The organism is Streptomyces sp. NPDC026673, assembly GCF_040638135.1.
GTDB lineage: Bacteria > Actinomycetota > Actinomycetes > Streptomycetales > Streptomycetaceae > Actinacidiphila.
Genome location: NZ_JBEZXR010000129.1, coordinates 1 through 14,271, shown reverse-complemented (window position 1 = coordinate 14,271; position 14,271 = coordinate 1). Strand labels below are relative to the sequence as shown.

At 66.7% G+C, this 14,271-nt stretch carries 9 protein-coding genes; 5 read left to right on the top strand and 4 right to left on the bottom strand.

Annotated features, from left to right (window positions below):
- Positions 1-540: 540 nt before the first annotated feature.
- A complete protein-coding gene (locus AB0F62_RS41075; RefSeq protein WP_361811464.1) occupies positions 541-1,269 on the top strand; it encodes a hypothetical protein in 729 nt (242 codons plus the stop codon).
- A gap of 324 nt (positions 1,270-1,593) precedes the next feature.
- Positions 1,594-1,794, top strand: coding sequence for a hypothetical protein (locus AB0F62_RS41070; protein ID WP_361811461.1), 201 nt, complete (start codon positions 1,594-1,596; stop codon positions 1,792-1,794).
- A gap of 1,056 nt (positions 1,795-2,850) precedes the next feature.
- On the opposite strand, the gene AB0F62_RS41065 is transcribed toward AB0F62_RS41070, so the two are convergent.
- Together AB0F62_RS41065 and AB0F62_RS41060 are read right to left on the bottom strand one after the other, a co-directional pair.
- Positions 2,851-3,963: a caspase family protein gene (locus AB0F62_RS41065; RefSeq protein WP_361811458.1), complete on the bottom strand. Its 1,113-nt coding sequence runs from the start codon at positions 3,961-3,963 to the stop codon at positions 2,851-2,853.
- Between the two features lie 8 nt (positions 3,964-3,971).
- The gene (locus AB0F62_RS41060) at positions 3,972-4,328 is read right to left on the bottom strand and encodes a hypothetical protein (protein ID WP_361811455.1); all 357 of its coding nucleotides are present in this window, start codon (positions 4,326-4,328) and stop codon (positions 3,972-3,974) included.
- A 1,077-nt stretch (positions 4,329-5,405) separates the two neighbouring features.
- On the opposite strand from AB0F62_RS41060, the gene AB0F62_RS41055 reads away from it, so the two are divergent.
- The 3 genes from AB0F62_RS41055 to AB0F62_RS41045 all read left to right on the top strand — a co-directional run bounded on the left by AB0F62_RS41055 (position 5,406) and on the right by AB0F62_RS41045 (position 10,413).
- On the top strand, positions 5,406-7,430 hold the full coding sequence (locus tag AB0F62_RS41055; protein ID WP_361811452.1) for an AAA family ATPase: 2,025 nt from the start codon (positions 5,406-5,408) through the stop codon (positions 7,428-7,430).
- Entirely contained in the window at positions 7,412-9,052 is a 1,641-nt protein-coding gene (locus AB0F62_RS41050; RefSeq protein WP_361811450.1) for an ATP-dependent helicase, read from the top strand. The genes AB0F62_RS41055 and AB0F62_RS41050 overlap by 19 nt, the downstream gene beginning before the upstream one ends.
- A gap of 176 nt (positions 9,053-9,228) precedes the next feature.
- Positions 9,229-10,413 (top strand): hypothetical protein, encoded by a 1,185-nt coding sequence (locus AB0F62_RS41045; protein WP_361811447.1) that lies wholly within the window; start codon positions 9,229-9,231, stop codon positions 10,411-10,413.
- 82 nt (positions 10,414-10,495) lie between these two features.
- Here AB0F62_RS41045 and AB0F62_RS41040 read toward each other — a convergent pair whose 3' ends face one another.
- Both AB0F62_RS41040 and AB0F62_RS41035 read right to left on the bottom strand, forming a co-directional pair.
- A complete protein-coding gene (locus AB0F62_RS41040; protein WP_361811444.1) occupies positions 10,496-13,198 on the bottom strand; it encodes a Helicase associated domain protein in 2,703 nt (900 codons plus the stop codon).
- A gap of 266 nt (positions 13,199-13,464) precedes the next feature.
- A complete protein-coding gene (locus tag AB0F62_RS41035) occupies positions 13,465-13,602 on the bottom strand; it encodes a hypothetical protein (RefSeq protein WP_361811441.1) in 138 nt (45 codons plus the stop codon).
- Between the last annotated feature and the right edge of the window lie 669 nt (positions 13,603-14,271).

Sequence of the window (14,271 nt, the reverse complement as noted above, 5' to 3'; positions counted from 1 at the left end):
GGTCGAGGCCCTGCCAGCCGGAGCGGGCCAGGTCGGACAGCCAGGACCGGGCGGCGGCCAGAAGGTTCGGCGCCGGCCCATCCCCGCGGGGATGGGCCGCCACTGCGTTGAGGATGAGAGGTCCGCTAGTCGACTTGCGGATCCTCATCGGCCAGTGCTCCAGATACGCGGGCACAGGGACTGGCCCACGAGCTGGCACCGCAGTGTGGAGCGGGTGGAGACGGACGCCAAAGGGGGCAGCGCCACCCCGGGCTGGGATGGGCGCGGATAGACCAGGGCGGATGGCGGGGTCCCGTACAGTCGGGGCCGGTAGGCCCACCGATTTCAGCACCCGAGCGGCCAGCGCTTTTAGCGAAAGAAAAGGGGCAGACGCAGGATTTGAATATCCGTTACGCTCCTCGGATGCCAGATAATCGGCCTCCTGGAACCCTGGGCGTTGACCTGCGGAGTGCGGGTTTGCGACCCTGCGGGCTGTGCGGCCAGGTGCGCGAGATGACGAGAGCGCATGTTCCGCCTCAGGCTGCAGGCAACCGGGGCAAGGTGACCAGTGCCACCGTTCGCATCCACGATCGGTCACGCAGCAATGGCCGAGCATACGCCGGCGGCATGTGGTTGAGAGGTCTCTGCCGCGACTGCAACAGTTTCGCCGGCGCCAACTACGACGCGGCTTACGCAGATTTCACCATGGCGCTGGAGACCTACACGCGGGCGCGTCAGCGCCTCCACCTTCCTGGGGAGCCAGCCCCGCCAATTCGTCTGGCTCCAGGCCGCGTCGCACGATCGATCCTCATCGGCATGTTCGCCACCACCCCCCACCTGCGCGTGATGTTCCCCGGCCTCGCTGACGACCTTCGCGAGCGACGCGATCACATCACCATGCCCGACGGAGCCACGCTGCGCCTGGGCCTGCACCGCTCCAGAGGGACACGTCTGGCCAGTATGTTCAACGGCCACCGAGTGCTGAAATACAGGCAGTACTACGACGTCTTCTCCGAGGTCTACTTCCGGCCTCTGGCCTGGGCTCTGACCCCCAGCGATCGGTGGGACGACGAGTCCGCCGGTGAATCGGTCTTCGACCAGCAACGATGGGCAACCGTCAACGACTGGCTCCAGTACGGAGACGACGTCACAGCGACCGATCTGCGAAACCTGTGCCCCCGTGGCGTACCGCTGGTGCACCACCCCCTCCTCGGCGGCAGGAACGAGGAGTGGATCGAGTTCCTGAGCGACGAGGTGACGGCCATCGTCGAAGGCGAAATTCCCGTGTGAACCGCATCCGAGCGGGGTCTCCTGGCAGTGCCGGTCTCGGCGACCGATGCTGTGCGCCAGGTCCAGGCACGTCGGCGTCAGTCAGGAAGACGCTGGAGTGTCCCGCGGGCGGTCGTGGACTGCGCCTTGTCCGTGAAGTGGGGAGGTCTCTCACCGCGCTGATGCCTTGCGACCGCCGGATCTGGCCGCCCAAGCCATCGCACTTGCTGCACCGGCTGCGGATACGGGCGGACGTCTTGGCCGACAGACGGCAGTAACCGCATGCTGCAGGCCGCGAAGGGCAGGGAGCGACACAAGCCAGCCCGGTCTCCTACGGTGCGCCGCATGAACAGCAGTGATCCCGATAGCCGGTTCCCGATCGTCTACACGTACCGCCTGTGGGGCGGCCCTGCGCACGGCCGTCTGGTGAAGTCCCACGTAGCCCCGCACCTGCACGAGGTGTACCGCTCAGGTGACTGCAGCTACTGGTCCAGTGGCGGGAAGGACGCCGACGGCAATCACCTTGCGCGGCCCTCCTACGACTGAGCAGCCCGCGTCTGTGCCGAGGTGCCTGAGCTCGCTGCGGACGGTTTCCCGGCATGCGCTTCCAGCGCTTGGTCGAGAGTTCGCACCTGCACGCCGATCGTGTTCGGGCCATGTAGGGGTGAACCCACGACGCGACAGCGTCGCCGACACGGTCGTCCCGCCCGTCCTGGGCTGGGCTGGGCTGGATGTCCGTTCCCTGTGCTGACGGTGGTTGCCCCACTGTCAACACCCCATCACCCCTGAGGCGTTCAGTCCGTAGCGAGCGGCAAGCCTGCCGATCAGCGACCACGTCGTCTCCTCGGCCAGCGGTGCGACGCGGAACACGCCACGCCGCGCTGCAGGCCTGCCGCAGGATCGTGGAGGCGTGTTCTGACTGTCGTCTCGCCCGGGCATGGCCGGCGGGCGGGGAAGCTCGGTGGTGTCGGTCATCAGGCCAGTCAAGCCGCCGGTGGCCGGCAGCAGAGGGGAAACGAGTGCGATCCGCTGTTGCGTGTGAGGGTGGTCTGATTTGCGGCTGGTTTCATGCGCTGGGTTCTGTCCGACCGGGCGGGCTACTGGTGAGGGGTGTCACATGACCTGGGGTCTTTACAGGCTGTGACCTGCACGGCTGGCGGGGGAGTACCGGATCTGTCGCGCGATGTAACGGGCATACTTAGCCAAGTCGCGATATGGCAGGGATAGTTCAGGTTAGGGATGCGACACTGAGTGACCGGCGGCGGGTGGTCCGTTCGCGTGTGGTGATCGGGGGTGTGGGATGTCGGGTCGTCCTGGTGAGTACTACCGGGCGGGTCATTGGGTGAAGCGGGGGTCGTCCGGGTCTCGGGCGGTGAAGAGCTCGGGGATGACCGGGGTCGTGGTGGCTCTGCTGGTGCTGGGCGCGTGGCTGGGTCTGTTCTCCACGGACTCCTCCGGTACAGGTGCGCCGGCGTATCAGCCCACTCCGTCGCATTCCGCCAAGCAGGGCCGGTGACGTTGCCGCGACCGGGCAACCCGGCCTGACTGCAGGGGCCAGGCGGGGAGGCCGGCGTCGTGTACTCATCGTTCGGAGCTGGGCGGTCAGGCCGGGCGGCGCCACCTGCGGCGTGGCCGCCGGTCCTGGGTGGGTGCCACCGGCGGGGAGGGCTCTGGCTCGGGGTGCGCGGCGGCTTCGGCTCTTAGCCGGGCCCAGGAGGCCTTCCATGCCGCGCACTGCTGTGGGGTCAGGCCGCAGGCGGCGAGGAAGATGCCGGTGGTCTTCCAAATCTTCGGCAGTTCGGTGAGGTTGACCTGACGGCTGAATGCGCCGGGCCCCAGGTGGGGCTGGGACCGGGCACTGAGCTCCACGAAGGTTGCTTGGCTCGTGCTGCGGGCCTGGATGAGGCCGTCCAGGAACATCCTCGGGGTGAGGAAGGTCTCCGGGTCCGGCCAGCGCGCATCGTCTCCCCTGCCGTGGGCCCCGGGGCCGGGGCGGGGGGACCGGTTGCGGGCGAGCAGGAGCCGACCGGCGGTGTTGCGGTCGCGTTTTTGCGGCACGGGCCGGCCCTTGGCCCGCAAGGTGGTGCGCAGGTGCCGGTAGACGGTCTCCAGGTCCAATTCCGCGGGCTCACCGTCGATGCCGTGCTCAAGGACGTGCAGCAGTTCCCCGGTGAAAGCGGTGTACCTCTCGCCGGGCGGGGCCAGGGCAGCACCGTTCTCCGGGGCGGCCGCCAGCAGGTAGCTGCCCTCGATGACGGCCTGGTCCGCCAGCAGATTCGCCGGGCTGCTCATCAGGCCCAGGGCGCGTCCGCTCAGGCAGCAGTCCAGGATGATCACGTACCGGCGGGCCCTGCCCGTGGTGATGACATCCCGCAACGCCTGGTACGCCACACCGGTGTGGCTCCAGCCAGGGCGCGCGCCGGGCAGCCCGAAGAGCAACTCGCCGCGGCTGTCGGTCAGGCCGTGCCCGCAGAAATACACCAGCAGCGTGTCCCGCGCAGCATCGGCGGCCTCCGCGATCGGGTCGAGCATCTCCATCGCGGTGGAGGGCTCGGCCACCACCGTGCAATGCCCCGCGGGCAGCGCCCAGGACGAGCCGCTGCTCAAGGCGGCCGCCAGCGCCGGGAGATTGTTCGCCACACCCGGTAGGGACTCCAGCGCCGTGTAGAGGCTGACCCCGACCAGGACCGCCCGCGACCCCTTCGGGTCCGGCATGCCGGTCACTACGCTTCGCCCCCGGCCTCGCCACGGTCTTCCAGCAGCGCAACGATGCGCCTGACCTCGTCATCCGAACCGTCGGTCACGCTGATCTCGAGGTCGCCGCGGCGGATGACGACACGCGGGGGCCGCGTCTGCCGCCAGGTGACCACCGACAGCACGAAGGACGCGGCGCTCCACCCGTTGTCCGTCACCAGCTGGACCGCGTCCAGCCACCCGCCCATCTCACCCGGCCTCGCCGGCCGCTCGACCAGCGACACCGACGCCGTGCTCCGCACCGCAGGCTCCTGCGTCAGCCAACCGTGCAGGCCCCGCAGTTCCGGCTCCGGCTCATCCCCGCCCACCCGCACCTGTACCAGCATCAGACTGCCCCCCTCCCGCCCAGCGCGGCCGGCGAGCCGGCCACGATGCCCTGCTGCATCGTGCCGTTGTTGGGGCACCTTGCGCCAGACTGCGCGGAGCCTGTCGGCGCGCGCGGTTCGGCAGTCCCCTCAAATGAGCAGGACGGGGCGTCGAGCTTGTGTGGCGCATGGACCTGCTCTGGAGGCCGCGGCACGCGTACCGGTGACTGACCCCCTCCCCGCATATCGTGCTCTCCAGCCGGAAGTCCAACTGCAAGTTACAGCTGGGTCAGCCACCGAGCGGCGAGCCGCATGTGCAGGTCGGACAGGGTGAAGTGAGCGATCCAGTCCAGGATACGTTCCGGATCGTTCTACACCTTTCCCGGGCACTTCTTGATGAAGTTCTCCCGGTAGGACGGCTCGCCCTTCGGTCTCCGACTCGTGAGTGGCCGTGCCGTGCGACCGCGGCCGGTGGAATGGTGAGCGCCATCATTCCTCAGCCTTGGGTTGGTGCAGGTGGTGCTCGAGGCGGGTGCCGTAGGCGGTCACCGCGGCGGTGCGCCCGGGACGACCATGAGGAGCATGGCCAGGCACAGCAGCCAGGCCGTCAGGGCGTGAGCGTCGAGTGAGCGGCGTCGATTCGGTCTCATGGCGCTCTGTAAGGGCCGTGGGGTCTCACGTTGCGGGCATCGGCGCCGTTCCGGCTTCGGCGGGCGCTGCCCGGACTCTGACCCAGCGGGCATGATCCCGTCCCGGGCCGCAGGCACGACCACGGGCCGGAAGTAACGGGGTGTAGTTGCTCAGCCCGGGATTCCTGGCACTCTCGTTACGTTCGGCTACCGATCGGCCGGCGTGGTGTCCGGCGCGCCGCGCGGGCGACTTGCTCGTGGCGCTTTCTGCGCGGCGGAAGCCATGTCCGTAGTATCCCGATCGCGTCGATCTGGATCGCTCCGTCGCACAGCAAGCGCGCGGGCTGTCACTTTGGACGAAAGCGACTCTGCATCACCATTTGTGTCACATACTGCTTAGCGTCACTCTCGCGGCAGCTGTGAGCCGCCGGTACTGGCGCAGACTTGGCAGGCTGATCCCAGGAGCACGATGCACGTCGTTCATGCTGAAGTGAGCAACTTCCGCGCCTTGCAGCAGGCAGACATCCATGTCGACCCGTCCACGACGTTGATCGTGGGCAGGAACAACAGCGCGAAGACCTCATTCGTCAATCTGTTTGAAAAATTCTTCAGTTCCAGCGACGACGTGAAGTTCGTGCTCGAGGACCTCACGACGAGTCGCATCGCCGACCTGGTGCACGCTCGCGAGCTCTTCGCCGAGGCCGAGCAGCAGGCAACTGCCGGCGACGAGGGAGCGAGCGAGGTCCTTCGGAGCAAGGCCATTGAATCAGTGCCTGCCATCCGCCTCGCACTTACGATCGACTACGACGAGGACGATGACCTCGCGCCCATTAGCGCAGTCATTCTGGACCTCGACGAGAACTGCCATACGGTGCGCATCGTCGCCACCCTCGCTGCCACAGATCCCGCGAAGCTCCTCGCGGACTTCTGTGAGTCCAGCAAGCGCGCTGGTGAACGCTTCGACAGCTACAAGTGGCTCCGCAGAAAGTTCGCCGACTACTTCACCACGACCTACCGTGCGGTCAGCCCCGTCGACGACTCGGTCACACGCGAGCTCAAGCCGAGCGCCGCCAGGGCTATCCTTGCCGTGCGGTTCATCTACGCTCAGAACAAGTTCGACGACACACCTGCGGACAAGACGCGCACCCTGTCGAAGACGTTCGAGGCCTACTACCGGGCCTCAAGCACGGACGACAGGCGTGGAAGGAACGTCGACCAGATCGAAGAAGCCCTTGCTTCCGCGTCGAGGGAGCTGGATGCCAACTACGACGAGATCTTCGAGCCGTTTCTCGACGACCTGAACAGATTCGGCCTGGGCCTGGTCACCCCACTGCACGCACCCCGGATCGTCTCGCTAATCGAGGGCTCCGCCGTCCTGCGGGGGAGTACACGCATCCAGTACCCGTCGGGCGACGACCAGTACCCGCTGCCCGAAGGGCACAACGGCCTCGGGTACAGCAAGCTCATCTTCACCATCCTGCAGATACGCGGCTTCCTCGAGAGCTGCGACCAGGCCAGCCCGCAGCCCGCACTGCAGATCCTGTTCATCGAGGAGCCCGAAGCTCACCTGCATCCGCAGATGCAAGAGACGTTCATCAAGAACATCGAGGACTACATCAAGAGCAAGACCACCCGGAACGTCCAGGTGGTCATCACCACCCACTCCTCCCACATGGTCGCCCGGAGTGGCTTCGCGAAGATCCGCTACTTCGACGCCACGGGTCCCGGCATCACCATCAAGGACCTATCTACCTTCCAGGCCGACGTCAAGAAGACAGGCGACGGGAGGGAGACCCTGCGCTTCCTCGAGCAGTACATGGAGCTGCACCGCTGCGACATGTTCTTCGCCGACAAGATCATCCTCATCGAGGGAACCGCCGAGCGGCTCTTGCTGCCCAAGATGATCGCCCGCTGTGCCGAGGAGCTGCAGCGCCAGTACGTGTCGGTGATCGAGGTGGGCGACGCCTACGCGGTCCGCTTCCGCAAACTGCTTGAGTTCCTGAACGTCAAGTGCCTCATCATCACGGACATAGACTCCGTCGACCCAGCTAAACCGAAGCGCCCCGGCTGCCCGACCAACAACCCTGACGCGCTCACCTCCAACGCAACGTTGAAAAAATGGCTTCCTGGAAAAGACACCATCACCTCGCTCCTTGAGACGGCGACCGAGGACAAGATCAGCAACAGCGTCCGTGTTGCCTACCAGGTTCCCGAACAGCCTGACGGCCCCTGCGGCCGCAGCTTCGAGGACGCCTTCATCATCGCCAACGCTGCGACTCTCGCCGACAACCTCAACAGCCTCGCGCTGAAGGGTCACTTCGTCCGCACCGTCGGCGAGAACCCGAGCGGGCCCATCATCGAAGCCAGTGCCTACGACATCGCAAAGAATCTCAGTGACCACAAGACGGACTTCGCCTTCGACGCGATGCTGCTCAGCGACTGGCAGGTGCCCCGCTACATCGACGAAGGCCTGCAATGGCTGACACGTCCGTGAAAACCATCGACCAAGTGGTCGACGCACTCAAGGACAGGCGCAGCTTCCTGGTCGAAGCCGGAGCAGGTGCGGGCAAGACGACGACACTGGTGGAAGCCCTCCAGCACGTCCTTGCGGAGCAGAGGGCGGAGCTGGCACGCCAAGGCCAGCGGATCGCCTGCATCACCTTCACCAACGTCGCCAAGCGGAAGATCAGTGAGCGGATCAACGACGACCCCGCCGTGACCGTCGCGACCATCCACGACTTCCTCTGGGAAATTATCAAGGGCTTCGGGCCCGAGCTGTGGCAGCAGATCATCGAGTACAACAGCACCCTGTCCAAACCCGAAGACCTCAGCGAGATCAGCGTCCCGCCGCTGCCCATCCAGTACCTCGACCGCCGACGCCTGCACCGAGGCGAAATCTCCCACGACGAGGTCATCGACCTGGCGCTGCGCCTGGCCATCGAGCACACAAAACTCACGCGCCTCATCGCCGACCGCTACCCGATCATCTTCGTCGACGAATATCAGGACACATCACCCAAAACAATCAAACTCCTGCTCGACCACCTCGCAGGATCAGGCCGCCGTACCTGCGTCGTAGGACTCTTCGGCGACTCGATGCAGAAGATCTACAACTCCGGCCAGGGCGCCGTCGCCCATACCAAGCTGACCCCCATTACCAAGCACGAGAACTACCGCTGCTCGCCTCCGGTCGTCGCCGTTCTGAATAAGATCCGCCCGGCACTGCAGCAAGAGTCCGTAAGCGAGTACAAGGAAGGAGAAGTGCATCTCTTCCTTAACGCCGCTCTTCCTGCAGGGCAGGCGCGCTTTGAAGCGGCCCGCGACCACCTTCACGGAATGGGCTGGTCCGAGGACACCACCAACTATCTGATGCTTACCCACCGGGGCATCGCCGGCACGCTCGCCTACGAAGGGCTTCTGCAGCAGTACCAAATCCTCGGGGGTCGAGGCCGCGACAAACTCCTGGAGAACGACGAGCCATACATCCAGTACCTGAGCCGCGTCGAAGCCCTCTGCGACGCCTACCAAGCCCTCGACTATGCAGAAGTCACAGGGCTGCTGGGGGCGGGCCGTACCACCATCACACGCCACAGTCACAAACAGCGGATCGCGGCCGACATCAAAGAACTCGTAGGCGTACGAGAGACCGGAACCATCGGCGACGTCCTCGACCACATGGCCCGCGGTCACCTTCTCTCCGTACCCCGACAGCTCAAGGACCTCGAACGCCGGCGTAATGTGGAAGGCCTCGAAGGTTACGACCAGAAGCTCGCAGACTTCTCGAACACTCTTCGTGAGATTCCCTACTTGGAAGTCGCGCGCTTCGTCGAGTACCGGGATCAGCGCACCCCCTTCCACACCCAGCACGGGGTCAAGGGCGACGAGTTCGACAACGTCATCGTGATCATCGACGACGCCTCGTGGACCATGTACAACATGGGCAAGATGTTCACCGGACAGGACATCGAAAAGCGTCTCGAACGCTCGCGGAACCTGTTCTACGTCTCCTGCTCCAGAGCCCGTCGCGGCCTCGCCGTCGTCTTCCTCACCGATCTACCCGACGAGGCGCTACCCGTGGCTCGTGACTGGTTTGCCTCGGGGACTATTCACTCATGACGCTGCCACAGTGCCTGGAACCCGAGGTCAGGTTCCGTGCGGATTGGCGGCCGCGGGTGCCTTGGGGCGCGTCGCTAGTCAGCGCGGGAACCACGGTGCGTCGCGAGCGTCGGTGATCGTGCTGGGCCCGTCGCGTTCGGAGTCCCGCTGTCGGTGAGATGCGCGAGACTGTCGACGTGTCCACGATCGGTCTTCTCGTCGCGATTGCCCTGTGGTTGATCTCGATCGGCATGGTTCTGCTCATCACTTCTGGACCGGTTCAGCGTTGGTGGTCGGGGTTGTTGGAGCGCTTCGAGCGACTGCGCGCCGCTTGGGGGTTGCGTCGGGCTGCTCCGCTTCTCATGCAGATTCTGCTGTTGCCGCCTCGAATATGCGATCGGGTTGGCGGCCATGGATTGGCCGCTCAGTATGTTGTGCGGTGGTGGCGCGCTCGGCCCTTGGCTGTGCCAATCAAGACAGTCCGGTTCTTCCTGCTGCTCTTCATCTTGGGGCACGTGGACGACTTAGCCGACTGGGGGCAGCTTCGGCTGAGCGCGGATCCTGGGCCGCACCCTGGGGTGGTGCAGGCACTGCTCAGCAGCATCGTGTCGGTGCCGATGTCGGTGCGTCTCTGGGGCTTTTCCGCGTTCAGCAAGGTAACGGTGCTTCTCGTCTGGGCCCTGATTCTGGTCGCTGAAGTACGGGTCATCAAACGTATGAACTTGATCGGCTCCGGCAGTAGCCTGACGGTTGCGGCGTATGATCTGGAGGCCCTCGACGGGTACCCGGAGAAGAAGACTCCGCGAATGGAGGACCGGCGCTGCTGGCCGGTCGTTCCACTGCTGACGGTCGCAGTCCAGTGCGCCACGGTTCTCCGTCGCTGGGAGCAAACCCAGCCGGACTGCCAGATCCCCCGCGTTTCCATGCAACCAGTGGAACGCGCCATCTGGAGGGCCCACCGTACCCGCCGCGCTAGAGCCCGACGACACAACGAACGGCAGTTCAAAGCCCATGCCGCATTGGTGGTGGGCGCGCTACGGAGAGCTGAAGCACGCCAGGATTCCGAGCCGGGCCGCGCCCTTGAGGACCTCATCGTGATGCTGCTGACAATTGCTGAACGTTACGCCGAGGGCCGTATCGACGACCTTCTGGACGCAGATCAACTTGCTGAGGTGACTCCGGCCGCGCCGCGGGAGCGATTGCGGGTGGTCGGGGTAGGGGTCGTGGTCGTGTTGACTATGGCGGGCGCGGCCGTCCTTGGATTGCCCGATGCTGCGCTCGTCCCTTTGCTGCCGGTAGTGGTGCTGCTTGTTGCGGTCGTGTTCAACCGCGGTCGGGTACCGACTGTGGGGCAACTGACTGATCTGATCATTCCTCGATGATGTTGGAGATCCATGAGGCGTGGTCCCGGCTGTCGCCCAGGGTTTCCCCGTCCCGAGCGAGCAGGGCCGCTGACGTGGGCCGTTACGCCCACTCGATTCCGAGGTCGGCGAGGGCGGTGCGTTGTTCGGGGGTGAGTTTGTCTCTGCGGGTTTTGGTGTTGGTGATCCATACGCCGAGCCTCACGGTCACCGGCTCTTCCTGGCCGTCGACCGCGATCGGTTCGCCGTGCCCGCGGGGTACGGGGCGCCCCGTGCCCTCTCGCTCGATCCATTGCGCGAGGGCTACAAGGCCGCGCTGGAAGGCCTGCTGTGCCTTGCTCGATTCGTGCGCTGTGCCCTTTGGCGGCGCGTACTCGCTCTCGCCTGCCGGGGCGGGTTGGATGCCGAGTGCGGTGAGCCGTTGCTGCTGTTCGGTGCTGAGCTGCGCCCAGCCCTTCGACTGCCGCACCAGCCATGCCCCGAGATCGTCGCCTTCGAAGGTGACGCCGGGTTCGATGCCGGCTACCGAATGGTCGGGCTCGGTCTCGGCGAGGTCGCGGAGGACGGCGTAGTGGCGTTGCCAGTCCAGGGGCCAAGCGCAGTTCCAGTCGGGGTCGATGGCGGCGAGCTGCGCCGCCCGCTGGGCGGCACGTTCGGGGTCTTTGCCGAGGCCGTCTTTGCGGCGGAGGTTGGCCAGGTGCTGCCCGATGGGCACCGGCTTGCTTACGTCGTCGGGGGCTTCGCCCCACACGGCGTCCTGCCTGGGAGCCAAATGCCCGTGAGCTCGGTGGAAGGAGCGGAACGCCGCCAGCTTGGTTTCCCAGGCCTGGTCGCCAGGTTCCCACACCATGCCGGCTTCCGGCTCATCGAGGAGCTTCCTGCGCCGTTCCTCCAGTTCCCCTGCCCGCAACGCCCTTCGCTGCTGGTTGACCCAGCGCCCGAGCGGGAACCGCGTCACGCCCAGGTCGACCTCGGTGTCATACGGCACGGCGTACAGGCCGGTGATGCCGTTTTCGGTACGCCAGCGTCGGAGGGCTTGGTAGCCCTCGAGCCAGATGAGGGATTCGGGGCGGTAGACGCGGGTGCGGAGGAATGCGGCGATGGTGGCGGGGTCGCGGGGGGTGGCGAAGTTCAGCAGCGCCGACTCGACCGCGGCCCCCGTCCCCGTCCGGCCCTCCGCAGCGCCCTGGTCCTCGCCTGCCGTGCTGCCGTCCGGGCCGCTGCCGGCGTCGATGATGCGGCCTTCCGCGTCGCGTCGAACATGTACTTTCCGCTGCCCGCTCGCCAGAGCGCGGTTGGCGAGCTGCTCGAGAAGGTGCTCCGAGTGCGAGCGCAGGCCCTGCAGGACGGCGACCAGGGGTGCATACGAGGCAGAGGCCATCATGTCGGTGGGGTCTTCGCCGGGCTGGAGGAAGACGGGGACGATGACGCGCGCCACCTTGGTGCGGCCGTCGGGGTTGGGCCGGAGGGCTCTGCCGATGTTCTGGACGATTTCGACCTGGGAGCCGCGGGTGTCGGCGAAGCAGACGGCCTCGACGCCTCGATCGCCGGTGATGTCGACGCCCTCGCCGAGGACGCGAACCGAGGCGAGGAACGCCCGGTGGACCCGCTTGCCGTCCGCGTCGGTGCCGTTGGCGAACTGCCGGATCGCCTCACGGCGCTCCGCCACCAGGTGGTCGCCGCACAGCCACTGCGCCCAGACCCGGTCCGGGGGGACGTGCCGGTGCGCGGCGAGGTCGTAGAAGTCGGCGTCGATCGTCGACGCCGGCAGCGAGCCGGCTTCGGCCAGGGCATGTTCGGACGGCTCGCTCCCATAGAGCTCGGCTGCGGTTTCCGGGAGCTTGGCGGCGAACGCGGCAGCTTCCTCGACGCGCTGGTGGAACGTCATGACCGTGCGGAGGTTGTGGGCGGCGGCGTGTTCCAGCAGCGCTGCCTGCAGCAGCGCGAGCCGCCGGCCCCGCATTGCCTCCTCGGAGGCTCCCAGAGTGAGGTCGGGGTCCTGGATCTCCAGGACGTCGATCTCGAAGCCGGCGAGGATGCCCCGCTCCACCGCCTCCGACAGCCCCAGCTCGAAGATCCACTCCCCGTAGCGGCCAGCCGGGTCGGAGACCATCGAGGCGATCTCCAGCTCGGTCCCGTCCTTGCCGACCGGCGGCCGCGGCGCGGCCAGGATCCGCGGCGTCGCCGTCAGGTACAGCCGGTAGGCGACGGGGATGCGGGTGTTGTCGTGGATCGCGGCCCACGGCCGACCCAGGTCCCCGGCAACGCCGTGCGCCTCGTCGAGGATCGCCAGGTCGAACGGGCCCAGCCGCTGCCCGTACAGGCGCTCCCCGCCGGCCAGTGCCGCCTCCAGCGGCCCTCGCACCCGTCCACCACCTGTGACGTCCTCGGGGTCCTCGCGGTCCACCAGCGACGCGTAGGTGGCGAACACGATCACTGGCCCGGTTCCGGCCCACAGGGCGAGCTGGATCGGGTTCGTGGTGGTCCGCACACCGAGCTGCTCCAGGACGTCGTCGCCTTCCAGCGAGCACACGCCGACCATGGGCCCGCGATGTCCGACCCGGCGCCACGCCTCGACGGTCTGCACGAGCAGGTCGAGGGTGGGCACCATGACCAGGATGCGGCCGTCCCGGAACAGGTCCAGCGCAGCCACAGCCGCGGTGATCGTCTTCCCGGACCCGGTGGCGGACACCAGCGTTGCCCGCGCCCCTTCAGCAGGAACCGCAGAACGTGCAGGGAATCCCACCCACTGGCGGACACGGGAATTCGCCTCGACCTGGTGCTCACGCAGCCGCACAAAACTCACGCCTGCCCCTCCTTAAAAGACGGCGTGAACGCCACGACCACCAATTGACCCGCCTTATCCACCTGCGTTTGCTCCACCAACTCATTCAAGAGACGCCCGGGCGTGACACCGTACCGGTCCGCCCACTCCCGCACCCGCCTGTCGGCCTCACCACCCAACGACACCACCAGCCCCTGCTTCCGATCCTCCCGCGCCCGATGCAAATCCTTTCGGGCTGCACGAAACCTCCGCCGCGTCTCGCCCACGGCAGCATCACGCTCCATCTGTCAGCGCAGATACACCGGATCGGCCCGCACCGAGTACACCGTCAGCCCTCGCTGCTCCTCCAGGTCGCCGATGCGCCGCCACTCTGCAGCCTTGGCCCGCAGCACCGACACCGCCCGGAAAACCCCCTCGTACGGCAAAGGAGACCCTTCCGCAGCTCCTTGTACGAGCCGGTGGGCCGCATCGAACCCTTTCCGATATTTCCGCGGCAGACATCCCTTCAGCCTCCGGACTCCCTCGAACCTGCCGGTGCCCTCGCAGGCGGCAGGGGTTCTCCAGCGGGACTTCCTCCAGCCTTCGCGGCTTGGCCCTCCCACGCGGCAGTCAGGGGAGCCGTGGAGACCTCGCCAGCGACCTTCCCCAAGGGTGCGGTGACCGTGCCGCGCACGCCCATGCGTACAGCGGGTTTGAAGATGCTTCGGACGAGAGCATCCTGTGGGCCCTGATGGTGACCAGCCCGAGCAGCCCAGCTGCCGTGGGGCAGGATCCCGTGCACCATTCCGTGCGCGATCCCGTGCAGCATCCCGCGCGGCATGGCGTGCACCATGCCGTGCACCGGTCTGACGGGAGATTGGCTGTTTCGGCTGGTCAAGTGGCCTTTCCTGCGGGCTGGTTGGTCTGACTTCTCCTGTGTGGGCCTGTGTGTGTGGTGGGTGTGGGGTGGTGGCCGGCGGTGTTCGGGGGTTGTCCTCGGGTGGCGGGAGCCGTGGGGAGGCGCTGCGCTGGCCATGGGTGGGGGAGGGGGCGCCGGGTGGTGGGCCCGGCGCGGTGCGGATCGGGCCGGGCCCACGACGGCCTGCGGTAAGGGC

What these genes read in the sequence shown, in the direction of transcription:
- AB0F62_RS41065 (WP_361811458.1), bottom strand. Translation starts at nt 3,963, where the DNA reads ATGCCGGACCCGAAGGGGTCGCGGGCGGTCCTGGTCGGGGTCAGCCTC.
- AB0F62_RS41055 (WP_361811452.1), top strand. Translation starts at nt 5,406, where the DNA reads ATGCACGTCGTTCATGCTGAAGTGAGCAACTTCCGCGCCTTGCAGCAG.
- AB0F62_RS41060 (WP_361811455.1), bottom strand. Translation starts at nt 4,328, where the DNA reads ATGCTGGTACAGGTGCGGGTGGGCGGGGATGAGCCGGAGCCGGAACTG.
- AB0F62_RS41050 (WP_361811450.1), top strand. Translation starts at nt 7,412, where the DNA reads ATGGCTGACACGTCCGTGAAAACCATCGACCAAGTGGTCGACGCACTC.
- AB0F62_RS41070 (WP_361811461.1), top strand. Translation starts at nt 1,594, where the DNA reads ATGAACAGCAGTGATCCCGATAGCCGGTTCCCGATCGTCTACACGTAC.